17 protein-coding genes and 2 pseudogenes are annotated in these 23591 nt (G+C 41.3%); 9 read left to right on the forward strand and 10 right to left on the reverse strand.

Features of this window, described 5'->3' with window-relative positions; genetic code table 11:
- Nucleotides 1-57 precede the first annotated feature (57 nt).
- A complete protein-coding gene (locus ABD676_RS13850) occupies nucleotides 58-816 on the forward strand; it encodes a copper resistance protein NlpE (RefSeq protein ID WP_260039922.1) in 759 nt (252 codons plus the stop codon).
- 34 nt (nucleotides 817-850) lie between these two features.
- Here the strand turns inward: ABD676_RS13850 and ABD676_RS13855 are convergent.
- The 5 genes and pseudogenes from ABD676_RS13855 to ABD676_RS13875 form a co-directional block, all read right to left on the reverse strand.
- Nucleotides 851-1410, reverse strand: a pseudogene (locus ABD676_RS13855) (DUF8192 domain-containing protein).
- Between the two features lie 10 nt (nucleotides 1411-1420).
- Nucleotides 1421-1915, reverse strand: a complete 495-nt coding sequence (locus ABD676_RS13860) for a hypothetical protein (RefSeq protein ID WP_260039920.1) — start codon at nucleotides 1913-1915, stop codon at nucleotides 1421-1423.
- 18 nt (nucleotides 1916-1933) lie between these two features.
- Nucleotides 1934-8434, reverse strand: a complete 6501-nt coding sequence (locus tag ABD676_RS13865) for an FG-GAP-like repeat-containing protein (protein ID WP_344675315.1) — start codon at nucleotides 8432-8434, stop codon at nucleotides 1934-1936.
- Entirely contained in the window at nucleotides 8385-8843 is a 459-nt protein-coding gene (locus ABD676_RS13870) for a hypothetical protein (RefSeq protein WP_260039918.1), read from the reverse strand. The genes ABD676_RS13865 and ABD676_RS13870 overlap by 50 nt, the downstream gene beginning before the upstream one ends.
- A 265-nt stretch (nucleotides 8844-9108) precedes the next feature.
- The gene (locus ABD676_RS13875; protein ID WP_344675317.1) at nucleotides 9109-10098 is read right to left on the reverse strand and encodes a helix-turn-helix transcriptional regulator; all 990 of its coding nucleotides are present in this window, start codon (nucleotides 10096-10098) and stop codon (nucleotides 9109-9111) included.
- A 170-nt stretch (nucleotides 10099-10268) separates the two neighbouring features.
- Between ABD676_RS13875 and ABD676_RS13880 the strand changes: the two genes are divergently transcribed.
- From ABD676_RS13880 to ABD676_RS13900, 5 genes and pseudogenes are all read left to right on the forward strand, one after another.
- Complete coding sequence (locus ABD676_RS13880) at nucleotides 10269-10670, forward strand: hypothetical protein (protein ID WP_344675318.1); 402 nt, start codon at nucleotides 10269-10271, stop codon at nucleotides 10668-10670.
- 157 nt (nucleotides 10671-10827) lie between these two features.
- Nucleotides 10828-11256: a hypothetical protein gene (locus ABD676_RS13885; RefSeq protein WP_344675319.1), complete on the forward strand. Its 429-nt coding sequence runs from the start codon at nucleotides 10828-10830 to the stop codon at nucleotides 11254-11256.
- 164 nt (nucleotides 11257-11420) lie between these two features.
- Nucleotides 11421-11561: pseudogene (locus ABD676_RS18260) on the forward strand (hypothetical protein); the annotation flags it as partial.
- Nucleotides 11562-11630: 69 nt separating this feature from the next.
- On the forward strand, nucleotides 11631-11936 hold the full coding sequence (locus ABD676_RS13895) for a hypothetical protein (protein WP_344675321.1): 306 nt from the start codon (nucleotides 11631-11633) through the stop codon (nucleotides 11934-11936).
- A gap of 38 nt (nucleotides 11937-11974) precedes the next feature.
- Complete coding sequence (locus ABD676_RS13900; protein WP_344675322.1) at nucleotides 11975-12928, forward strand: DUF5712 family protein; 954 nt, start codon at nucleotides 11975-11977, stop codon at nucleotides 12926-12928.
- 269 nt (nucleotides 12929-13197) lie between these two features.
- Here ABD676_RS13900 and ABD676_RS13905 read toward each other — a convergent pair whose 3' ends face one another.
- The 5 genes from ABD676_RS13905 to ABD676_RS13925 all read right to left on the reverse strand — a co-directional run bounded on the left by ABD676_RS13905 (nucleotide 13198) and on the right by ABD676_RS13925 (nucleotide 17424).
- On the reverse strand, nucleotides 13198-13554 hold the full coding sequence (locus tag ABD676_RS13905; RefSeq protein WP_260042084.1) for a hypothetical protein: 357 nt from the start codon (nucleotides 13552-13554) through the stop codon (nucleotides 13198-13200).
- A gap of 103 nt (nucleotides 13555-13657) precedes the next feature.
- Nucleotides 13658-15178: a hypothetical protein gene (locus tag ABD676_RS13910; protein WP_344675325.1), complete on the reverse strand. Its 1521-nt coding sequence runs from the start codon at nucleotides 15176-15178 to the stop codon at nucleotides 13658-13660.
- Nucleotides 15179-15472: 294 nt separating this feature from the next.
- On the reverse strand, nucleotides 15473-15994 hold the full coding sequence (locus ABD676_RS13915) for a hypothetical protein (RefSeq protein ID WP_260042087.1): 522 nt from the start codon (nucleotides 15992-15994) through the stop codon (nucleotides 15473-15475).
- Nucleotides 15991-17049 carry an AAA family ATPase gene (locus ABD676_RS13920; protein WP_260042088.1) on the reverse strand — a complete coding sequence of 353 codons (1059 nt, stop codon included), beginning with the start codon at nucleotides 17047-17049 and terminating at the stop codon, nucleotides 15991-15993. Before ABD676_RS13920 ends, ABD676_RS13915 begins: the two co-directional genes overlap by 4 nt.
- Before the next feature lie 30 nt (nucleotides 17050-17079).
- On the reverse strand, nucleotides 17080-17424 hold the full coding sequence (locus ABD676_RS13925) for a hypothetical protein (protein WP_344675328.1): 345 nt from the start codon (nucleotides 17422-17424) through the stop codon (nucleotides 17080-17082).
- Between the two features lie 697 nt (nucleotides 17425-18121).
- On the opposite strand from ABD676_RS13925, the gene ABD676_RS13930 reads away from it, so the two are divergent.
- The 3 genes from ABD676_RS13930 to ABD676_RS13940 are packed head-to-tail and all read left to right on the forward strand — an operon-like array spanning nucleotide 18122 to nucleotide 23453.
- The gene (locus ABD676_RS13930; RefSeq protein ID WP_344675330.1) at nucleotides 18122-18853 is read left to right on the forward strand and encodes a TlpA family protein disulfide reductase; all 732 of its coding nucleotides are present in this window, start codon (nucleotides 18122-18124) and stop codon (nucleotides 18851-18853) included.
- A 21-nt stretch (nucleotides 18854-18874) separates the two neighbouring features.
- On the forward strand, nucleotides 18875-22078 hold the full coding sequence (locus ABD676_RS13935) for a SusC/RagA family TonB-linked outer membrane protein (protein ID WP_344675331.1): 3204 nt from the start codon (nucleotides 18875-18877) through the stop codon (nucleotides 22076-22078).
- Nucleotides 22079-22085: 7 nt separating this feature from the next.
- On the forward strand, nucleotides 22086-23453 hold the full coding sequence (locus tag ABD676_RS13940) for a RagB/SusD family nutrient uptake outer membrane protein (protein ID WP_260042113.1): 1368 nt from the start codon (nucleotides 22086-22088) through the stop codon (nucleotides 23451-23453).
- The last annotated feature ends 138 nt before the right edge of the window (nucleotides 23454-23591 follow it).

The following is a 23591-nucleotide window of genomic DNA, read 5'->3' on the forward strand; positions in this document are numbered from 1 at the left end:
GAATATTTTGTGATATATTTGTATCATATCCATAACAAACCAAAGTAAAAATAGATTATGATAAAGGTGTTTTTTTCAGCTCTTCTTTATTTTTCGCTGATATTCTCCGTATTTGCTCAGAAAACTTCCAAACCTTTTTATGGTACGTATGGAGATTATTCTACCCGCCTGACCCTAAAACCTGACAGCACATTTGAGCTTATTGAAGCCGATCCTATTTTTCCTTATACTTTTGAAACCTTTACCAGCAGCGGTTTTTGGAAATTACAGGGAGATACAGTAGTTTTAAACCCACATCTGGAAAAGAGATTACCCAAAATAACTGTACTGGAAAAATCGGTCAAAAAAAATAATGATTCTATTTCACTGAAGATCAGCTATTATTTGGAAACTTATGAGAAAAATAAGAGGGTCAGCATATCTCCGTTCAATTTTGAATTACTTTCCATATATATCAACAAAAGAAAAAACTACCGGAACATAGTCCATTCTCCACACAATAGACATTGCATGTTTTCTCCGAGAATAAGAAAGCAGGTGGTTATCGATTCAACGAAAATATTTAGCTTTCCGGGGCAGGAAGTTTCCAAGTTAGGGATATATTCGTACGGTTTTGAGAAAGTTATCGAAATTGAAGTCAATAATCCCCACGCCAACCATTTCGAAATCACTGTCATACAACCTTTGGACAAGGAAAGGATGCCAAGGAGCAAGAAGGTAATTATCAAAAGGGGGCAAGCCTACTTCTATGAATGGAAAGGAAAGATATCCAGTGGAATTTTCTCTTTGTCTCCTTTGGTGCATTTGGGTTTGTGAAAATAAGGTTTATAACTAGTACGATTGCCAAAAATTATATCCCTCCTTTTTTGGACGATGAATCGGCATTAGGTTTTGTCACCTTAATTTCCCTCCTCAGCCTATCAACAATTTTATCTATCGGCACTGATAGCTTACTCCAAGATATAATTACAGCATCATATCCACCAGATCTCTTTTTTGTTCGGTATTAAAGATTTTCAATGAACTGTAGGTTATGGTCAGATTGCGTTTATATCTATCTTTTTCATCTTTAAAATAGTTGAACTTGTCGCTTAAATTTGCACCGTTGCTCCCGCTAAAAAAAGCGATTTTTTTGTTGGTAAAATCAAAACCTCGTTTGAGGCTTTCAAATAATACATTGAAATAGGCACTCTCATTTGGATTAAGCAACAGAGAACCATCGCTTCCCAATGAATCGAGCTTCTCCAAAATATCCTTTGGAATATCTTTAAATTCTTGAACCTGCCCATAGATATTCATGCTATAGAATAGCATAAACACAATTATAAAACGTTTCATGATCGTTTTGGTAATTTGAAATGTAAGTATTTTTAACCTTTGGAAGCCATCCAAAGTACAGCTTGAAATCATCAGATAGGAATTAAAAAATAAATCTCATTTTGCCAACTTCTAATGACAAAGCCCTCGTTTCTCTAAAAAAAGGCTTTCCACTTCCGAGAATATTACTGTTTTTTGGGAAAATAAAGTCCATTTTTCCATCATTCCATGTCTTAGATTCCTTTACAAGATCAAATCTTAAAGTCTGCCCGTTTGAAATTAAAACTTTACGATTAGAAATATCTACCTTTTTACTTAACTTGATTGCTCCCGGGGGCAATCCATTTACTTTGATTAAATTTTCAATCCATTCATCAACATTGCTTATTTCAAGGTCACATCCTTTAGGACTCAATTCAAATATGAGGAACGCTTCTCTTATAAAATGAGATTTTATCTCCAACTTACACTCAGAATTATTTTTAAGAAAAAATTGACGTCCTCCATTAATAAGGACATATTTATTAGCTTCACATGAAAACAATGTTCCAAATGTTAAAATAGCGATAACTTTCAATATCAATAACCTATCTTTCATAATTGGGTATTTTAAATATTATCTTAAAGGAGTTGGATTATAAGGTCTTCCATCACGATAATCGTAAGAAACTTTTTGAGCTTGATATTCTAATGTTCCTTTAGTATCGTAAACTCCTTGTGTACCAAATTTAAGAGCCTCTAAAAGAATCCTTCTATAAAAATTAGCAAACCCTAACTGTTTCTGTTGTAAATAATGGTGACTTTCTTCAATTCTGACATAATCTTCTTCAAAATTACTTCCATATGCATTTCTCCCTAGTGATACTCCTGTTCCTCCCAGCCAATCAGCAAGACCACCAGTTCTGTGGATCGGCCTATCTTTTCCATGCGGAATATAACTATCATTGAAACTCATTGCAGGTCCCATAACTCCGATATTGAACAAAGTGTTTGAAAATCCGCCAATTGCACCCCCGATAGCACTGTTCAAAATTATGTTTTTATCATCACTTCCCAAAACTTTTTGAACAGCCCCTGAAGTGGCTCCGGTCAATGCTCCCTTTCCCGCTGAATAAGACAATTCCAAAAGTGAATTCTTCACACCTGTCCCAAAACCAGAACCCTTAATGGGATTGAATTTAGGAATGGCAGAACCGACCAAACCGCCGGCGACCATTCCGGCAACAGAGGCCAGGTTTATTTCGCCTCCGTACATAGAGTTGGTCACTACCGAGCTCACAGTCTGAGAAAGCATGTTGTAACCAAATGTATTCCCAAAGGAACCGAGGAGACCGGAGGTGCCGATCGCACTGAAACCTCCTCCAATTGCTCCCCCAAATGCACCCATTGCGACTGCATTTCCAAAACCGCTCCAATTCCAGTTCCCTGTGATTGCTGCCTGTACAGTATAGGAAACCGCCCCAACACCGGCGCCGATGATAGCTCCCCAAAATATTCCTGTGAGAATGGGAATAAAGAAGAATTCTCCATTTGGATCGACATAAATCAAAGGGTTGTTAAGGGCATAGGCAAACCTGTTATAGTTCTGGGTATTGAACGGGTCCTGGACAAATCCATCCGGAGAAAGGAATCGAGCGAGCCTCGAATCATATAGCCTCCCGTTCATATTGATCAGTCCGACGCTCAACAGGTGCTCGTGGCCTGTAAATCCCCTGTCCAGGATGGCGAACTTGGTAAGGTTATTATTGCTGCCGTCAGTAAGTTTGACAATATTCCCCCAGGCATCGAATTGCCTTTTCTCGACAATACCACCGGTAAGGTTTGTTATCATGACTATACTTCCGAGATAATCCCTGTGAAGGTAATAAAGGGCTCCAGCAACGGGAGCACTTCCCTTGGACTCCTTCCAGATTGCAGGTGCCGAATAGGCATCGCCCCCAAGATATAGGAAAAAGGAAACCTGGCCTGTCTGTGTGTCGTGGACTATTTCAGAGCTGCCGTCACCGGCATAATGCTTCCGATATCTTCTGAGCATTTTATCGGCCTGTTCTCCCCCATAGAACATATTTGCCCGGCCAAGGGAAGAATTGTACTGGAAGCTGATCCGGTCATGTCCGGTCTCGTGGATCTCTGTAGGCGCCTTAAAGGCATTGAAGCCAATGTTTTGGGGAGTCTTTGTCTGATAATGGGCGCTTGCTGCAGTATTCAATGTCAGATCCTGTTGTTTATAGCTGACCCCGCTGTATGAATAGGTACCCTGCCTCGTGTTTTGGGTAATCCTCCCTCTGGTATCATATTGCTGGCTCTGGCTACCATTATTGTCATTGAATGTGGTCAGTCTGTCCAGGTTGTCATATCCGAATGATTCGGACCAATCAAAAGCACTGTTTGTCCTGTTTGTAGGAAATTCCCGCTGTACATTGAAGGTAGTCCCCAGGTTCATCAACGTGGTCGGTGTCCCCGTGGTCCTGTATAATCTGCGCTGTTGTGGAAATCCATAAATGTCATATCTTAAAGATGTTCTCGAAACTCCCTGGGAAGCAGCTGTCAACTCTCCGCGAAGACTAAGCGAGTCCACTCGCCATAAGATATGTCCACCATCAGGTGTTGTGGGAAGGTTCAGCTGTTTGATCAGACCGTTCTGATATTGTGTTAATACAGTTTTTTCAGCGGAAGTTGACGTTGCCTTATGGGTGGCCTTGATCTTTGTACTGTTTACCCTGCCAAAAGCATCATATAGAAAAGTCCTGTTGAACTGGGCGAACGTATTATCTTCGGTCTGGGAAGAAAGTCGTTTATAGGTATCATAGGCATAGGTATCCGTCGAACTGTTGCCGTCCGCATTTACCAACGCTACTTTATTAAGAAGCTTTGAGGTTGCGTCATAGGTATAGGTCCATTGCATATTGGTTGCAGTGCCCGTAAAATTTCTTGTAGACAGTTTCCCCGCCTGGTCATAGACAAATTGGGACTGTCCCAATGGTGAAGTTTCCTGTTTTACCTGCCCCCATCCGTCATATGTGTAGAGGTAAGTTCCCGCACTGGGATCAACCAACTTTGTTCGCTGTCCCCATCCATCCTGCTCAATTGTCTGGACGCTGCTTCCATAATTGGAGGTTTTTAGATTTCCGTTCGCAAAATAGGAATACGTAACCGTTCCCCCAGGATCCTGTACGCTAGTGACCATATCGAAACCATTCCGGGAGGTCGTCACGGACTTGACTCCGTCGTTTACGGTCATATTTAGACCGGCATAACTATATGTCTTGACCCTTCCTGTATATTTTGTGGATTGATAGGTCCTTCCATAGCCGTCAAATGTTATCGTATTCCATAAGGTATAATTGCCCGGGGGCGATATTTCACTGGACTGATACACCCTTCCATATATGTCATATTTCCAGGACCGGCCTTCAAAAGTACCAAGGACGGTTTTATCCCTCTGTTCTATTTTTTGGCCAAATTGATCCATAGTCGTAACGGTTGAAGATCCGTCATCTCCCATAGCGGTTATGATGGTATTGAACACGTTTTTGGTATAGGTATTGGTCTTCACTTTCCCCAGATAATCCGTAGTGGTCAAAACTCGGTTCCATGTATCGTATGAATAGGCTTCATTTCTATTATATCTATCTGTATATGAAGTCAACATACCGGATGCCGAATTGTTTATAAAACTCTCGGATAGGCCATCGGCATCGGTATATTTGGTCCTGAACCGCCCAGTAGCATCATAGGTCATGTTTTCGGTCCGTGATCCGTCCGCTGGGGTTGTCGTTATCCGTTTCGTTAAATTACCAAAGACATCGTAGGTCAGGGCCTGGGTGATAAACAACGTGTTGTGCCCCTTGTCCTTTATCTGTGTCGGAAGGTGTCCTGTATATACAAGCTGCTTTTCTGTAGTATAGATCTCTGTTCCTACCTGTGTCGTGTCCTTTTGGTTGGTCAGCCTACCTATATAATAGGTTGCTCCCGTACTGTTTGCATATGTCCTAGCAGACCTTTCTGACCCCTGTCCATTGATGTCGGTCCTCTGAAAGGTAAGATTATAATATACATCATATGTAAACCTCTGGTTCTCATAGGTTCCCAAAAGCTTGTCTTTTAGAGAAGCGTAGGTAGGTACATTGACGAAAGTCTTATTGGCCAATGTGCTAGTCTGGTATAGATGATCCTGGCGACTGATATAATCGCTGAGAGTTGCTCCGTCAGGTACTCCTCCAGCAGGAGGCGGACTGGAGAGGGCCATGTTCTTTATCGCACTGCTGATATAGCTGTTCTTGGAAACAAATGTACGGAGGTTTGCCCCTCTTAATTGTGGACTCTGAATTCCTATTGTATAGGTACGGTTTACATCGGATGCCCCGGTGTGCAAATTGCTCCTGATGCTCTCTCCGAACCCAAGGAAGCCCAGTCCGTCTGCGTTTGTTACCGCATTTGCATACCCAAAGGTCTGTAGTCCCATCTGCCCGGCTGCATTTTTAGTTACAGCACTCGTAACGTACAACTGGGGAGCAAAGTGGATATCTATATAAGGGAACGTTTGGAAATAGGAGGAATTATATAGGGGTAGTCCGTTGCCGTTAGTACCTTCCATTAATCTGGCATAGTCGATGTAATGGTCTACTCCATCATGAAAAATTGTAGAGAGATGTCCTTCCTTCATCATATCTTTATCGGAACGGAACAATGATATCGAATTGTCACTTATGTAACCGTATTCAAGATTTGAATTCTGCTGGTCTGGGTTAAGGAATATTGGAATAGGATTATGACGAACATTAGTTGTTCGAGTGCTGGAAACGACATTCCCATAAACTGGTCGATAATTAGTATCTATTCCAATATTATGATAGATTGATACTCCAATATTGCCTGTTGAAGTCGAGTTATATGTCGTACTTTCGCTATGAACTATATCAGTTTTTCCATCATTGTTTACATCTGAAGGAACCAAGACATACTGCTTCATTGTATTGGTTCCGTCCCAGGTATTTTGTTTGTTGGTAAAAAGTTCATTTTTTTCATGTTTTACAAATCCATTACCTGTAGACATAAAAGTAGCAAAGAGACTATTATATCCTGTAGAAAACATTACATCCATTTTCCCGTCGCCATTATAATCACCTACCAATATTTTTTGGTTACTATGAATACGGGAGTCATTCACGCTCCATTTATGCTCGATGTAATTGGTAGTGCCCATTAGAGAATATACATGCATACTACCAATTTTGACGACAAGAACATCCGTTCTCCCATCGCCGTCAAAGTCTGATGAGAATAACTTATCTCCACTATCAAAATTTGAACTCACCCATCCGAGTTCGAATACAAAATTCTCAGTTTTTCTTCTATCTAAGTCAATAAAATAAGCAAATGATTCAGACTGAGAATATTCTTTGTGGCACTCCCCTGGATAAATTGGGTCAGGATATTCCCCAGTGATTATTTGTTCATTTAAACTTACAGCAATCTGGTCCGAAAGGCCATCTCCATTAAAATCTCCCGAAAGAAACTCAAATTTCATTGGCTTTCCTTCATGGTATTGATTGTCACAATTAGAATAATAGCCCATATGTAAAGGTATGTTATCCCAAAGTTTTGAATACTGAAAGTAAACAGGAGATACAGTTCCAGATGAGTAGGTCTCAAACTTATATTTATTCACTCCTTCACTTTTAACAAGCAAAATGCCGGTTCCAGGTAAGATTTTATTCTCATGGTTTAGCCAGATAGTCGGAAATATGTTTGTAAATGTACCGCTATTCACCTCATAACCAAGCTGCATATATGGAGATCCTGGATCCAGGTCAAAAAAAGCATAGAATTTGTCCTTGGAGGTTGGATACAAAATAAAGTCCATGCTTCCATTTCCTGTAAAGTCCGCTGTGATTATCTGAGAGTTATTGCTTGCAATTCCAGTGAGGCTTAAGTTTGAAATTACTGAGGACGTGAGCATATTAGTTGTACTATCGTACTCAAAACTAATCGGTGCAAATGCCGAGGTCTCTGGACCATCGAATTCCTGGATTCCGGTCATACGATCATAGTTCAGCGTGCCCACGGTAGAATAAACGGGCACATAATGTCTGTAACTTGTTCCGTTCGCTATTACGCTGACCTTATTGATCCGTCTGTCGGAATAGAAACCTGTTCCGGCAACATAGTTCTGTTCTGCCCGGTTTGCGACGGCATAACTGAACTCTACCCTGTTGAGCGCTGTAGCTGTTCCCCTACTGCCATAAAGAACTTTCGTAATGAACAGGTTATTGCTATAAGTGGTATATTCATAACTGATCCGTACTCCCTGCGCATTTTCCATATAGGTAATACCATATTGGAGCCTTGATCTTGAATTTGCATTCTGTCCGTAATAGGCCTTTGAGCCATTTGGATAGAACACCTCAAAATATGCCGGCCCAAAGGATGCGCCAAATGGAGAGACTCCCCTGGAAACTATCTTTAGATTCGAATACTGTTCCGTTTGGTACTCAGCCCCATCTCCTCCATAAGTTCCACTTTTTAGAAGGAGTCGTTGACCGTCCAATGCGAATCGATCATTCAAATCAAAATTGACCCCTCCCACACGGTCGTCTGAATATTTGGCGGCTCCCACACGGGAAACCGAGGAAAGTCCAAAGATATTCCAGCCATAGCCAGCGGTACCTCTGGTGCTCTGGCTATTATAGAGCAACCCCAACTCTGGAACGAAGCCATCGATGCCAGGAGGTAGGATGAAAGGAATGGTATAATTCATCGCGCCTGTTGCGGAAACGTCCAGATTGGTTTCTGTTCTCCCGGCACTGATAGTTGCAACTAGCGCTTGATGAGCTGAAATTTTCTGGACAGAAGGGACCAAGGTGTCAGAAAGCTGGACCTTTAGCGTATCAGTCGTGAATTGTGGAGAGGTTGAAGCATTCAACTTTGCGATGGAATCTACCAGGTGCAAAGTCAATATTTTTCTTCTGTCCAGGCCGATCGTATCGGTTTGGATCCTATTTTGTGAAAGACCGTCAAAACAAATAATGAAGATCAATGATAATATGATAGCCGCCTTTTTCATGTTATACCTCCTTAACTTTTTTAATAATAACCTCGGTCCATGTTTTGTCATCTTTAGAAATTCGGAGATGATAGATTCCGGGAATCAGATTTTCTGTAGAAAATTCAACATAGTCGTCCCTTTTGAGCTGATCCAAGGCTATCGTTCTTTTATTGCCGACATCAAAAAGCGAAACCTTGGGGATATGAAATCTGTTTTCGGTTTTTGGATGTACCTGAACAGTTCTTTTCTGTTTGTCGATATGTAGACGATAACTGTCCTCTATATAAATGACTTCAAGATTCGTTTCACCAACAGAAGTGTCCCCTTCAGATCCTGAAATGTTTACCGTAGGACAATTTATACATACCCACAGCCGTTTTATTTGATTCCCGGAAGCGTCGAAGGTAAAGGTGAGTTTTTGAGAAAATGCTTTTTGAGAGAAGGTCGTCGCTAGCAAAACTAAACTCAAAAGAATCATACTATTTACCCCTATCTGGGACCTATTATTAAAAATTGTCTTCCTTTTCATAATTTATTGATTAGTAATTCCGACGATTCCGCATACATAGAATGCTGATCCGTTTATAACTTAGAGATATTACAATCAAAATTATCATCAAATTATATCACTATTCGGACAAAAAAATATTTTTTTGACCATAATTGGCCGAATTATCCTATTAATAAAGGAGAACAGCATAGCAGGCAATGAAGCCCGGGCACTTTAAGAAGAATGGGGTCTATTAGAGGGCCATTCTCAGGCGGAATGTTTTTGGGGTGAAGTTGTATTTTTTGCTAAAAAGTCTACAGAAGTAATTGGAACTGGCAAAACCACATCGTTTAGAAATCTCCTTCACGGGAAGTATTTTTTGGATGAGAAGTACTTTAGAATGTTCTAGCCGATGATCTGTCACAAAATCGATGATCGTCTTTTTTTCAAGTTTATAGAATAGTCGCCTCAATGTCCGCTCGGTCATGAAGAATCGATTACAAAGGCTTTGAATATCCGTGATCTTAGAAGAAAGACAACCGGCCCTGAGATATCCCCGTATTTCGTGAATTTTTTCCTCGTTGGACATTTCAGATAGATGTATACGGTAGTCTTGGGCCTTATCATATATTTTCAGAATATTCTTGATCATGGGGAGAAGGGCGGATTCGAGGTCATTGTCCTCCAGCTGGGGTACATGCCAGATCCTGATGAGTTCTTTTGCAAGGGAGCGGCTCATAAAAAGTTTTTCCATATATTCTACCGAACCTCCGCTCTTTAAGGAAAATGACAGAAATTTATTCAGATTTGGTAGTGCCAGTTCCTCTCTCAGAATCCATTCCATCCGTAGGGAGATATAAAGGATAATATTCTTGCCCGGTTCAAACGTTGCCTTATATACATCCCGATTGTTCAAAGTTGCGTAATATGCCCCTCTTACAGGATGGTTTAGGAAATCGCCTTCGAGCATACTGAATTCAGACTCTCCGTCAAACATAAAGAACATAATCAATGACGGTTCAAGGACCTCGCATAGTATTGTTTCCCGTTTGTCAGAACATAGTTCCATTAGTTCCATGAAGTACAGAAAATTACTGTACCATTGAAACGACACACTTCCTCCAATGAATTTGTGATTTTGAGAATCTGCAAATGGAATTATGAATGTAATGTTATCTGTTATTGCCTTGCTACTTTTGCAGATCTCCAGTGAATCTAGATTAAATTTTATCGGTCTATTCATATCTTTAAAACTTCTAGGGGTAAAAGTCAACCAGCTATCTAAATTTAATTCATTTTTTCCGGTTTTTCAAAAATTCATTTAAGAGGTCCATTTTTTATGTATGTGCATTCGGTGTTACCATCGTCGGATTTTATACTTCCAAAGTTGGACTCCAATTGAGTTAGACTATAGTGAATCATTTGAAGTCTGATTTAAATAGTGATCAATCCCCTAATGAATCCCTTCGAATATTGTGCTATACAAACGTATTTCGTATGGCACAGGTACTTACAAGTTATTCGGAGTCGGAGTTCAAGGAGCTTCTATCCAACGAGGTCAGATCAGCAGTTAGAGAAGCTCTTTCTGGTGAAAGTAAGGAGAAACAAGCTTCACAGAACCATTCAGGGATTGGTTACAGGACAAGGCCCGAGACCCGAAAGTTATTAGGGATCGCTTATTCCACGATGCACTATTGGGAGAAGGCAGGGATATTGGTTCCCCACAGGATAGGCCGGAAAGTATTCTTCTCTGATCAGGCAATCCGTGAGGCGCTATCAAAAGCAGGAAAGGAGGCAAATAATGACCTTGGCTAATCAACATTTTGCGGTTAAGCATGCTAATTTCCCGTCCGCAATTTTATTATACCGATTGCCAATTCGAAGCATCATTTCTGTTTTCTTTTTCGAAAGCAGGCTGTATTTAGGACATAAGCTTCTAACCCTGTTCTGTGCATCAATTTATCGTGGACTCATGATATCAACCTATCAAGATACCGATAGAAAAGTCCATGATGCTGTATATCCAGATATACAGATCGGTCGATATATAGCACTCTATATATCCCGATCTCCAATAGGCTGTAATGCCAGTAGGCTCTTTGATTGGCTAGGTATTTCCGTTGCAACCTATACTGTTCCTCTCTCCAAAGAATGGAGGGAGAAAACACCCATGAAGCAGGTACATCCTTTGAGAGGAGGGAGACGAAGACCGTCTTACGACGGTCGCTTTTCCACCGCACTTCCTTTGCCCCTAACAGGGCAAAAGGTCCAATTTTCCTTAAGAAAATCGGAGCAAGCGGAGGTTGGGCAGAGCCTCACCTGCTTGCCTTTACGGCACCGTAAAGGGCGTTTTGAAAACCCTCCAGGGGTTTTCATGACCGCTGGGAGCGGTGTAGGATAAGAAAAAGGAACCCTCGGTAGGGTTCGATATATCGGATAGGCTATATATGCAGCATATGGGATATATAGCACAGCAGCTAAATGAACAAGCCAATGGAATCACAGAAAACAAGCGAAGAAAAAACATTGCGGACGATAAAATACGATATACAGACCGCACAGAAAATGGAAAGGATAGCCCTGAAACTGGGCAGGCCACAACGTCTGGTATTCATGCAGATGGTGGACTATTTCCACCGGAGCAAGAAGGATCCGAAGGACGTGAACGACGAGCTTTTGAAGAACACGCTGCTCAAACAGCACAGGGATTATATCGGATTCATCAGGACGCAGGAGAGCGATATACTGATCCCGATAAAAAGAGAAGTCGACCGCATGATCCGAAACCAGAAGAACATCGTCGAATTCTTCAACGGTCAGCAGAAGCATAACAAAGTCGTACTGGAAGTGGACAGGGAGATGCTCGATGGACAGAAAAAACATACCGAGGTTATCCTCCAGGTCGTCGGATCGCTGAACGATATCTCCGCCAAGATGGAAAGCAAGGAATCTTTGAAAGAGAAGTTTCGGTATATACTGGAAAACTATATCCGCACCAGGGAAGGTTTCGGGATGATGACCTCTGCAAAGGAGAAAGAAGAGCTCCAACGCAATACCAGAAAACAGATCGATCTTTTGTAGGAACAGGGAATGTTTTACTTGAAAAAAAACGAAATACGATGTACATCAATATCACGGATAAAAAGGAAGCGGCCAACAAGGGCAGCAGCGGGAAGCTCGTCCACTATCTGGAAAAGGAGAACCGCACGGAGAACAGACATCAGCCCGAACAGTGGTTCAACGGGCAGCGGAGCGATATCGAAGCCTACGAAGTTCGACGTTCACTCGATGGCAACAGGGCAAAACTGGGAAGCCACGAGGCGAAATTCTTCCTGATCAATATCAGTCCGAGCCAGAAGGAACTGGCGCACCTGAAAGACCGGTATGGTGAAGTCGGGATGAAAGAACAGCTAAAATTGTTCGCCGAGAAGGTAATGGATGAATATGCCAAGAACTTTAAGCGTCCCGGGATTGAGAGCCACAGGGACCTGATGTGGTTTGCCAAGGTGGAAGACCATCGTTATTACAGCCACAATGACAAGGAAGTTAAGGAAGGTATCAAGAAACGTGGAGATAAAAAAGCGGGGGATCAATTTCATATTCAGGTGATCGTGAGCCGAAAGGATATCACAGGAAGGTATAAGCTCAGTCCGATGAACAGCTCTAGGGGACGGAACGCCGAGCACTCCATGAAGATGGGGCAGTTTGACAGGGTTGCCTTCAAACAATCCGGCGAAACGCTCTTCGATACGGAGTTCAGCTTTGATCGAGGACTGGAAGAAACACTGGCCTATGCGAACGTGCAGAAGAACGGAAAGCTTTCCCAAAGAGAACAGATGGGTATCCTGATGCAGACGGAAACAGGTACCGAAAGGGATCGGTCATTTATCAATGACCTTGCTGTTGGGGTCTCCCGAGGAGATTTCGACAATACGGCAGGGCTGATCGAACAGATCGCTACGGGAATAGGTGGATTGCTGTCTACCTTGCTCGAACCGGTCCAGCCCGACATCGTACCGGAACAGGAACCGCGAAAGAAGAAAAAAAGAAAGGACAGTGGAATGCAGCGATGACAGACGATGCCGGGATCTTCGGTATGGATCTGTGACTATGTATATAGGTTGATTGGATAGACTATCAAAACGACAGGCAGAAAAAGCTGAAATGTTCCCCACAGGAAAAGCCGGGGGTAAATTGCTAAAATGTAAAAGCTTAAAGTTTTTAAAATTTAAAAGCACCAAAGCTTAGATGTTGCTATATTTCTTTAGGGAATGCAGACTGAAAAAAGCAGATATGCGAACATTGACTATATCAGCCTTAACAAGCGGGCAGAACAGTTAGCTCAATAAGGTACTAGCTTTTCCATTTGCACCGCTATGACAAAGATAGCCAGGCACGGCGTAAAGGTAAAGGGTATATAAACGCACCCCCTCTCCTGAAGGCCTTTGCGCTGTGCGCCCTTGACCCGATTACGCCGTCCTTCCATTTGGTGGCCTAAGCGATGGAAATGGGGAGGTGTGTACAGATGTTCAGGATTTTCTGTGAAAGGCTGATGATTCTGCCAGGCCCGGCAGGTTGATCCTGACTTTTGATATTGTTCGGTTTTTCCGTTGGTTTTAAGACCTAAAAGTTTTGGAGAAAGTTGATATTCACTCAAAAAATGTATATTGGATGTTCCATAAAGAGAAAATTCTTTCATAATCGGAATATTTAATGATTTAGTTTGTGAACCCGTCCCTTTCAGCATCTAGCGGAAAGGGACTGTTCTTTATTTTTGTCCGATATTATCAATGTCTCCAGGATCATAGAGGCCTTTGGATGGATTTTGCATAGCTGTACTGTGCTATCCTCTCCCAATGTGCCCCATCCAGCTGTTCCCTGTTCTGTAGGATGATCTCTATCGGTATCTCGTAGTCCACCCCGTCCGTATAGGCGATATACCGGAATGCGGAATGCTTCCATACCTGAAAGAGGACATCCGGTCGGATGTTTGCAAAGAAATGGCAGTAGAGCGTCTGTTCGAGCATGTCCCGGTCATCGGTCTCTATCAGGGGCAGGGCGATGTTTTCAATGTAGGAGCAAAAGTGCACAAAATGATCGTCCAGAAGGAGCCTGTCATAATAGTGCAGAACGGTATCCATGAACCGCTGTTCCCCCTTTCCTGCGAAGATCTGTAGGGTGGTTTGTTTTAGCATTTCCCCACTTATGCCGCCGCTCAGGAAACCCTTTCTGTCCATGATCCTCTGAGAATTCGGCGACGCTTCTAGCATCAGCAGGGACATCAATAGCTCGAAATCGTCGATACTGTCCAGAATCCTACAGCCCTCAAGGCTGAACTGTCCGCCTTCTGTGACCCTCTTCCTTTTGTAGGCAATCACCATTCCCCTTTCCGGTCGGATCGATGGATCGGAACCAAAGCTTTCTACGTTAAACAATAGGTTTCCCGAGGACAGTGTACGGACTTCCCCCATTCCCTGATCATGGTCGAATGCCTTAATGGTCCCTATCCTCGAAATACGGGCATTGCGCTTGCCCAGCGCCTCTTTGAGCCTGAATGCGATCTGGCTCTCTGCTGTCCTGTTCCTGCCATAGCGGTAGATCTTACCGGAAGACTTCTTTTCCCTCAGGTGTGGTGGCCATTCCGAGTCTGGCACGTTCCGAGAACGGAGGTCGCGCCTTGAAGCCCTGTCAGACTGCCTGTTCCTTGCTTCATTGAGGGCAAGTTCCAGCAGTCCGCTTTCTGAGATGATAGCGTTTTCGAACGCCCATTGGAAGATCTCCACGGGGCTCAGGTGCAGAAATTCATAGGCCCTGCCGTTTACCGACCTGTGCATGAACTCTACCTTTGTGAAGTCGGGGTCGAACGTGTTTACGGTGGTTCTCGCATTTTCATGGGAGAGATTGATAAAGATTAGAACCGCCCTTACCTTCTTCCCTGTCCGACCCAGGACATCTATCGCTTCGGAAAGCTGACGGTAGGCCCTTCGTAAAAGGCTCGTGGAGAACGAGACCTTTAGCTCGCCAAGATAGATACAATCGCCATCGTCGATGACGAAGTCCAGCTCCCTGAAGCGTTTGATATATTTCTGGCTCCTGTCCAGGCGTTCGTAGGACAGTATCCTTTTTTCAGTTCCGCCCACGGGTTTTAGCCATTCTCTCACCGCCAGTTCGAATTGCTCGGATATCAGATCCGAATACGCCCGGTTCCCTCTGGACTCCCTTATCCGCATGTTGGCAAGCCGGGACTCCTCCACAAACTTCCTGTATCCCGGATCGGAAGGATCCAGGAATGCAATGTTCCGTATCTTTGTTCTTGGATCCATATCCGGTCCGGTCAGTGAGCGAAAAATGAGCGATCAGGGCAATGGAGTCCATAAATCACTGGAGCCATCCTGCTGCTTCCTAAAAATAACAAATTTAATGGCTACCGGGAAATGGAGGTTCGTTATAATGCAAGCCAGTGAGGATAAAATTTATTCTTCAAACGCTTCAATCGTAGACAAACTCACCGTTATTAAAAATCTCATATAGGGTGATAAAGAATGTAAAATCTAGCGAAAGTTTCACAATTCGGTTTTAAAAACAAAATGCTACGATAGGTATTTAGAAAGACAATCTTATATGATCCATTTTAACAGCTTTTGATTCTTAGCTGAATTATAAGGAATTATACTGATCGAATCAACATTAAAGATCTTTATGTAAGGTTCTAATTGACTTTGCAGTCTATCTTTCATAAAAGAAAGATACTCTTCTTGACCATGCATTACATTGATGATGTGAACAATCTTATATTCTGTATCGAGGGCAATACCCGGAATTAAACACTTTTTGGTGCCACTCCTGTTTGTTTCTATCATGCCCAACGTATGAACAGATTTGAGAAACAATTCATTCAGCCAGTATTCAATAACATCTTTACTTGACAGGTCTACCTGCCGAAAATGCACGTTTTCAGCATGGTCGAACGCTTTCAATTCTACCATCCATAGAACATTGCTAGCTTTATCCAGCCAACAGACATCCATTTCTTTGACACCAAATGATTTTAATTTGTCATAGGCCTCACATTCGCTTAAGAAAAAGTAATCTTCATTTGGGAAATGAACAGTTACCCCATTTTCACTATATGGCATCATATTCCAAGATCCAATTTTATTTCATCATTGAACATTTCAAGCGCCTCAGTTATAATAGGATTGTCCGGCACACCTTCACGTAAATCACTTTTGAGGCATGAGATTGGCTGATCCTTCTCCCTTGTTAAAGAAAAGCAATTGATTGAAGTTTTATCTCTCTTTGCTATGATGGCCAATTGTTTGATGAGAAAATAATTGTGAGAAGTGATAAAAACCTGCACACCGGCCTTGCCCATCATCACGATCATTTCAGCCAAGCTTCGCACTGCCTTTGGGTGTAATGCAGTCTCTGGTTCATCCATAAAAAGTACCGTATTCCGATTGAGCCTTCTGTTCTTTATAAGCGTGGTCAATATACCTACTTTCTTTATTCCCTCAGCAGTCAGGGGCATACTATATTCTGTCTTCCCCTTTTTGAAAAGAAAGGGATTCTCCTTTGGTCCTTGGACAATGGTGCCTTCAAAAAGCTCTTCAAGCTCATTGTTTACTTTACTGAATTCACTAATAATCCTTCCTTGTTGTACAGGAACCCTCAAATCCAGAATAAGATCATAATAGGTGTCATCAAAACCTATCATATTAAATCGTTCACGTGTCAGCGCAATGGCGTCAAAAGCTGTCAAGACTTCTTTGGCTGGAACAAAGATGCTATTGTGTTCTTCTGTCTGTTTATCGATTTCATTGTCTTCGGTACAGTCGACAATATTTGTAGTTGTAGTTTCTCCGAATGAAAAATGTATTACCTGATTGTTTTCGAAGACCACTTCCGCGGAAAGTTTCTCAGACTGACCTCTGTTCACAAGTTCTCCAAGCCCATTTTTCCTTGGTTGGAACGTGTTGAGCAATTTCTCTGACAAAACCTTTTTAAATGATTGCTGAACAACAGATTGACTTGTTTGATAGTTTTCCAAAGATTTTGAGACACCATATAGGAGTTTCAGCAATGCGGTCTTTCCACTGTCATTTGGGCCAATTATTATATTGACAGGCGCAAGGTCTTCCGCTTCAAAATTTTTAAAGCCTAGAAAACTTTTTATATTTATCGATTTGATCATGGGTATTCTCTTCAACAGGAGTCTGAAAAACTATTTGCTTTTCTTTCTCAGGTTCCGTAGTTCAATATTTAATTCCTTTATATCCTCGTGAGCCTGTATCAATTGCTCTCTAGTAAGATTGTGTTGTTTAAGAAGGTCATTATGTACCTCTAATAGTGAGGTGTACCTTTGTTGAACGTCCTCTAACTGAAGCTTTAATTCTTCGTAACTTTTATTGGTTTCAGTAAGACTTGCTTTGAAATAAGGGGCGAGCTCAGGATATTCTATAGAAAAATCAAAGGGTATCGCTTTTCCATATTTTACCAAAATTGCATCTGATAATCCAGGATTGCGAAAATGACCGTACATGGTATTGGGTTGATATCCTGCTCTCATTGCGATATCACTATTTTTCTCTATACTAAGAGTTACCGCCCTATATAGCGATAGCCCTCGACCAGAGAATTTATGACTGTTACTTCTATTTTTTATGTCTTTGCTCACCATAATATATGAGTAACTAAGTTACACAGAGATAAACTTTGTTTTAAAGTTGATATTTTGTTTGTTTTTGTTGATTTTTGTTTATATTTGTAATGTTTAATAATATTTAACTTGTTTTTATATTGATTTTATATTGATTGAATGAAATAGTATCTTGAATAACTGATAAATAAACAGAGTCTCTCTCGCTCGAACAACCGCTAATTTTTTGAACACGAGAGTAGGCGGGTGAAGAACCCCTTCCAAGAATATTCCTTATCTTTGCAGATATTATATTCTTTAGGGAGGGCTTCACTTTAAGGTTAACACCTTAAGGCCTTTTGTGTTCGGCGATCTTCGGGTCGTTTGGTGCTTAGCGGTTACCAGAGCGAAAGGTGTGAAGTCCCTCCCTTACTTTTTTTGGCGACTATAACCAAGAGGCTCGTTAACCATTACGAGCGTGAAAAAGCAATTCTTACAAAATTTAATTTCTGCACCCGAATAAGGTCGGGAGCCATTGCATGGCTTTCCAAAACCTTAATGCGGAGGCGCCTCGCAATAGGTTCTTTATTAAATAACACAATTATGAACGTTATAAACCTATTTACAAATGAAGCTATTTTACAGCTACATGTGGCGTCTGTTTGCCCATATCTCAACCCTTTCAAAGGTTGTTCAAATACCTCTTAAAATATTCTCGCCTGCCAATCAATGGCATGGACTGGTAATGCCCGGCAGGTGTCTTTTCCTAGTTTTTTGTTTCATATCGTTTAGTTTAAATGACGCCCGACCACAGTCTCCCGAGAAATCGGGGGCTGGTTCGGGTTCTGAAATTAAACCCCTTAAGATCGGTGATCAAATTCCAGATGAACTTTGGAATTTGCCACTACAGGTCGTAAATCATCCTAATGGGAAAGAAACCATCACCCTAAGCGAATACAAAGGAAAGCTGATCATATTAGATTTTTGGGCCACTTGGTGCGGTACCTGTGTAAAGGGTTTCCCACTTGTTGATTCTATTCAGAATCAATTACGTGACCATGTCCAGTTTGTCCTTAACAATCCCAAAAGGACATTTGATGACAAGGAGAAAATAATAAATGCCATCAAATTAGCTAAGGATACCTATAAAATCAAGTTCGATATCCCTTCTACATATTTGGACACGACCTTCATAGGTCATTTCGAATTATTCTCATATCCCCATATTATTTGGATCGGTAAGAATAAGAAAGTCATTGCCATAACCGGAAAACGGGATCTTACCTACGAAAATGTAAGTAAATACATTAATGAGGGGTATATCACTCTGCCGGTTAAACCCGGTAGAAGGGATCAGTAAACTAAACCTAATCGAAACAGTATGTACAAGACAATTACATTAATCTTCACCATAGTTTGCATCTCAACATCGCAACTGCATGCCCAGATAAAGTCTATCAGTGGGAAAGTCTTTAAGGATCTCGATGGAAGTCCCATTGGTTCGGCCACTATAACTTCCTCTAAGTATAATAATCTAAGCAAATCTGATCCTATTGGCAGATTCGTTATAAATGTCAACAATGATATAGATACTTTGATCGTTTCGCACGTGGGCTTTGAGGCAAAGAGGGTTCCTATAGATTCAAAAACAGATTACCCATTGGAAATATATTTAGTGGTTTCTTCAACAGAGCTTTCCGAAATAGTAGTGAATACGGGCTATCAAACACTGCCTAAGGAAAGAGCTACGGGATCTTTTTCCCATGTTGACAACCATACCTTAAACCAGAGGGTCGGTGGAAATATCCTAGATCGGTTGGAAGGATTGTCAAGCAGTCTGCTCATTGATAAGCGAAACGAAAATCAAACAATTCAGATACGGGGAATCAGTACGCTAAACGAAGAAATCATGCAGCCCTTGATCGTATTGGACAACTTTCCGTATGAGGGTGGTTTAAGCAATATAAACCCGAATGATATCGAAAGTATTACGGTTCTGAAAGATGCTGCCGCCAGTTCGATTTGGGGAGCGAGAGCAGGGAATGGTGTCATTGTGATCAACACAAAAAAAGCGAGGACTAATCAGAGACCTCGAATAGATTTCAATTCGAACCTAACTCTTTCACCAAAACCAAATCTCTATACGGCAGATCAGATCGGCGTGGGTACGTTTGTAGACTTAGAAGCAGAGTTATTTGGCTTAGGTTACTACGATTATCTATTCGATGATCCTACCTACCCACCGATACCCCAAACAGCTGAAATACTTGAAAAGCTCCGTCAAGGACTTATCTCGCAGTCAGAATCTGATAGACTTATAAATGAATTGAAATCAAAGGATGTAAGATCGGACATGTCAAGATATTTATATAGACCTTCTGTACAGCAACAGTACCATGCGAGTATCAATGGGTCAGGCAATGGGATCAGATATTTGTTCTCTTCCGGCTTTGACAATGATCTCAATACTTTAAAAGGCAACTCCAATCAGCGAATTACCTTACGAACCGATAACAGTGTTGATATAACGGACCGGATTGAATTTCAGATCGGTTCAATTTATACGACCAACAGGGGGACGCTCAATAGTCCGGGCGGCTATGGAAGCTATATGTTCACCACAGCGATCTCTCCTTACGCATCACTTATGGACGAATACGGAAATCCTTCTGCACTTGATCTGTTCTATAGTAGAGAATTCACCGACCTTGCTAGGGAGAAGGGTCTTCTCGACTGGAAGTATAGACCGCTTCAAGAGCTGCTCTACAATGACAAAACCTCAAAGAACAATGACCTGCTTGTCAACCTTGGTCTAACCTATAAAGTTTTGGATTGGGCAAAGATAAGTCTGAAATACCAAAACCAAAAAAACTGGCTTTCTACGAGATGGAATAATGGACTCGAGAACTACACAACAAGGGACATTATAAATAGGTTTAGCCAGCTAGATGCTGATAAGGTCACTTCTCCAATTCCGAAGAAAGCCATTCTTCATACTACCGATGCGGAGAATACGATCCAAGCGATAAGAGGTCAGATAGATATCGCAAAGGAATGGGGAGGATTACATCATATCAATGCCATTGCCGGGGGTGAAATAAGGGGAAATAACAGAAAAACGTCTACAGATATAATTTACGGGTACGACGAAAATCACCTTGCAATCGAAAATATGAACTTTTCCCAACAATATCCGACATATGAATATCTGTATGGCAACGCCTTTATACCTAATGGAAGAAACTTAAATGAAACAACAAACCGATTTGTTTCCCTATTTACAAATATAGCTTACACATATAACAGTAAATATACATTGTCTGCCAGTGCAAGACGGGACGCGTCAAATTTATTTGGGGTCAACACAAATCAAAAATGGATACCGTTGTGGTCAATTGGTGGACTATGGAAAATGGACAGGGAATCATGGTTTGATCTACCACCATTGACAGATGTAAATTTGCGAGCAAGCTATGGTATAAGTGGTAATCTTTCCCCTAATGCATCTTCTCTTGCACGGATCTCTTACTATGGTGCATCAGCATCGACGATAGGTCTACCTTTCGCTTCAATAATCTCTCCTCCTAATCCGAATCTGCGTTGGGAGCAAGTGAAAACCGCTAACCTTGGTCTTGATTTTGGAGCTTTAAATAATCGTCTTAGAGGGTCGATTGATCTGTACAAGAAAAGTTCCTTTGATCTCTTAAACAGTAAAAAATTTGATCCTATAACTGGTACGACCACTGCCGTTCAAAACTCTGCAAGTATAAAATCAAAAGGGCTTGATCTTGTATTAAACAGTCAAAATACAACCGGAGATATCAAATGGTCTTCTACGTTTATGTTTAACTACGTTTCCTATAAAGTAACTGAAAATCTTGACCCCATTCCTCTTGAGGGTTTAGTCTCGAGTGGGAATACGATCTTTCCGGTTATCGGGTATAGTCCGTATCTAGTTGCTTCGTATAAATGGGCTGGCCTAAATCCCGAAAACGGTAATCCCAGAGGTTATGTTGATGGTCAAGTAAGTGAAGATTATAATGAGATACTAAAAAACCCGCTCGAAGAACAGGTATTACATGGAGCAGCCTTGCCTCCAATATTCGGAAATCTCAGAAATTCGTTTGAATGGAAGAACTTTTCCCTATCGTTTAATCTTTCATACAGGTTGAGTTACTATTTTCGGAAACCCAGCCTGAACTACACGGGGCTACTTCAAAATGGAAGTGCATTCGGTTATGGAGAGTTTGAAGATCGCTGGCAGAAATCCGGTGATGAGTTAACAACGAACGTACCATCATTTGTATATCCAGCGAGCTATCAACGGGATAACTTCTATTATTACTCAGATATAAATGTCGAAAAAGCAGACAATATCAAATTAGACGAGGTTTTTCTACAGTATAATTTGACGGAAAATGTAATTGGGATCAAGGGAATAAGGAGTGTTCAGCTCTACACATATCTCAACAACCTGAACTTATTCTTGTGGAAGGCGAACAAGAGCAATATTGATCCGGACAGGTTAGCCAGTTTTCGGACTCCAATAAGTATATCATTAGGTCTAAAAGTCACATTTAAATAAATAAATTATGTCGAAATCTTCTATTTTAAAAAATATAACAATTGGATTGTTCTCGGTAATCGCATTATCGATCCAATATTCATGTGAAAAATTTCTGGATGAAAAATCAGATAAAAAAATCGCTACTCCCTCCTCTTTGGAGGACCTGTCGTTAATGCTTGATAACTATTCTATGTTAAACGTGAGAAACCCTTCAGTTGGAGAAATTTCATCTGATAATTTTTACGTAACTGACAATGATTTACAAAGTGCAAATGAAAGGGAAAGGAGCTACTACTTATGGGAAAAATATGACCTAACGGCAGGAGATTGGAATGGGCCATATAATAATATTCTCCATGCGAATGTGATTTTAGAGAATGTCGAAAAGTTCAAAAATGAAAATATTGTTTTGGCGAGCACAATAAGAGGAAAGGCTCTTTTTTTACGCGCATTCAATCACTATTCTTTGTCTCAGTTGTATGCACCGCCCTTTGATCAGAATAATGCTGATTCAGATTTAGGAATACCTATACGGACTACCTCGGACCATGATGTAAAGCCTTTTAGAGCTTCTAATCTCGAAAGCTATAATGCTATAATAAATGATGTGTTAGGCGCATTACCTCTACTGCCCAGTTCTCCTGATCAAAAACACCATGCAAGTAAACCTGCGGCATTCGGACTACTGGCAAGAATTTATCTTAGTATGGGTTTTTACGATAAAGCTGGAGTATATGCTGATTCTTGTTTGCAGTTCTATAGTACGTTGATCGATTACAACACAATTAACGCTAATGCGAGTATCCCCTTTCCGCAAAGGAATGAAGAGGTTATCTATGAGGCTAGAACTTCCTCTCCATCGCTGTTAACAAGAGCGAGAGCAAAAGTAGATACGGTTCTGTTATCCCAATACGACGATTACGATTTGCGAAAATCAATATTCTTTTTATCTAATGCCAATGGAAGCAAAGCTTTTAAAGGAAGTTATACCGGATTAAGCACCTCCTCCATGTTTGTTGGGATCGCTACTGATGAGATGTATTTAATTAGGGCGGAATGTTTTGCCCGTAACGGAAAGATACTTGAAGCAATGGCAGACCTTAATCATTTAATGTTGAATAGGTGGAATAATGACAACCCTTTTGTTCCTTTCACAGCATCTGGACAAGTTGAAGCACTTGAAATAATCTTAACGGAAAGAAGGAAGGAATTGTTATTCCGTGGACTACGGTGGTCTGACCTGCGAAGGCTGAACATGGAGGATGCCGCAAGGATTACATTAACAAGGATTATCAATAATGAGGAATATAAGTTACTCCCGAACAGTAGCAGGTACGTTCTGCAGATCCCAAGAGAATCCATAGAGTTTAGTGGCATAGAACAAAATCCGTAAAATAACAGGGGGTTTCCGTGTTACTCAGAAACCCCTGTTTTTCTATCATTTTAGGAATCTATTATATTTCCTATTCCTACCCTGTCGACCATTGCCCAATTATCCTCTCGTTCCCTCTTCCAAATTCCGCAAGTTAAA

This window comes from Sphingobacterium kyonggiense, assembly GCF_039536825.1.
Classification (GTDB): Bacteria; Bacteroidota; Bacteroidia; order Sphingobacteriales; family Sphingobacteriaceae; genus Sphingobacterium; species Sphingobacterium kyonggiense.

Bases quoted from the DNA above. Each gene is read 5' to 3' on its own strand.
- ABD676_RS13850 (WP_260039922.1), top strand. From the start codon at position 58: ATGATAAAGGTGTTTTTTTCAGCTCTTCTTTATTTTTCGCTGATATTC.
- ABD676_RS13860 (WP_260039920.1), bottom strand. From the start codon at position 1,915: ATGAAAGATAGGTTATTGATATTGAAAGTTATCGCTATTTTAACATTT.
- ABD676_RS13865 (WP_344675315.1), bottom strand. From the start codon at position 8,434: ATGACAAAACATGGACCGAGGTTATTATTAAAAAAGTTAAGGAGGTAT.
- ABD676_RS13870 (WP_260039918.1), bottom strand. From the start codon at position 8,843: ATGATTCTTTTGAGTTTAGTTTTGCTAGCGACGACCTTCTCTCAAAAA.
- ABD676_RS13875 (WP_344675317.1), bottom strand. From the start codon at position 10,098: ATGAATAGACCGATAAAATTTAATCTAGATTCACTGGAGATCTGCAAA.
- ABD676_RS13885 (WP_344675319.1), top strand. From the start codon at position 10,828: ATGATATCAACCTATCAAGATACCGATAGAAAAGTCCATGATGCTGTA.
- ABD676_RS13895 (WP_344675321.1), top strand. From the start codon at position 11,631: ATGATCCGAAACCAGAAGAACATCGTCGAATTCTTCAACGGTCAGCAG.
- ABD676_RS13900 (WP_344675322.1), top strand. From the start codon at position 11,975: ATGTACATCAATATCACGGATAAAAAGGAAGCGGCCAACAAGGGCAGC.
- ABD676_RS13905 (WP_260042084.1), bottom strand. From the start codon at position 13,554: ATGAAAGAATTTTCTCTTTATGGAACATCCAATATACATTTTTTGAGT.
- ABD676_RS13910 (WP_344675325.1), bottom strand. From the start codon at position 15,178: ATGGATCCAAGAACAAAGATACGGAACATTGCATTCCTGGATCCTTCC.
- ABD676_RS13915 (WP_260042087.1), bottom strand. From the start codon at position 15,994: ATGATGCCATATAGTGAAAATGGGGTAACTGTTCATTTCCCAAATGAA.
- ABD676_RS13920 (WP_260042088.1), bottom strand. From the start codon at position 17,049: ATGATCAAATCGATAAATATAAAAAGTTTTCTAGGCTTTAAAAATTTT.
- ABD676_RS13925 (WP_344675328.1), bottom strand. From the start codon at position 17,424: ATGAGAGCAGGATATCAACCCAATACCATGTACGGTCATTTTCGCAAT.
- ABD676_RS13930 (WP_344675330.1), top strand. From the start codon at position 18,122: ATGAAGCTATTTTACAGCTACATGTGGCGTCTGTTTGCCCATATCTCA.
- ABD676_RS13935 (WP_344675331.1), top strand. From the start codon at position 18,875: ATGTACAAGACAATTACATTAATCTTCACCATAGTTTGCATCTCAACA.
- ABD676_RS13940 (WP_260042113.1), top strand. From the start codon at position 22,086: ATGTCGAAATCTTCTATTTTAAAAAATATAACAATTGGATTGTTCTCG.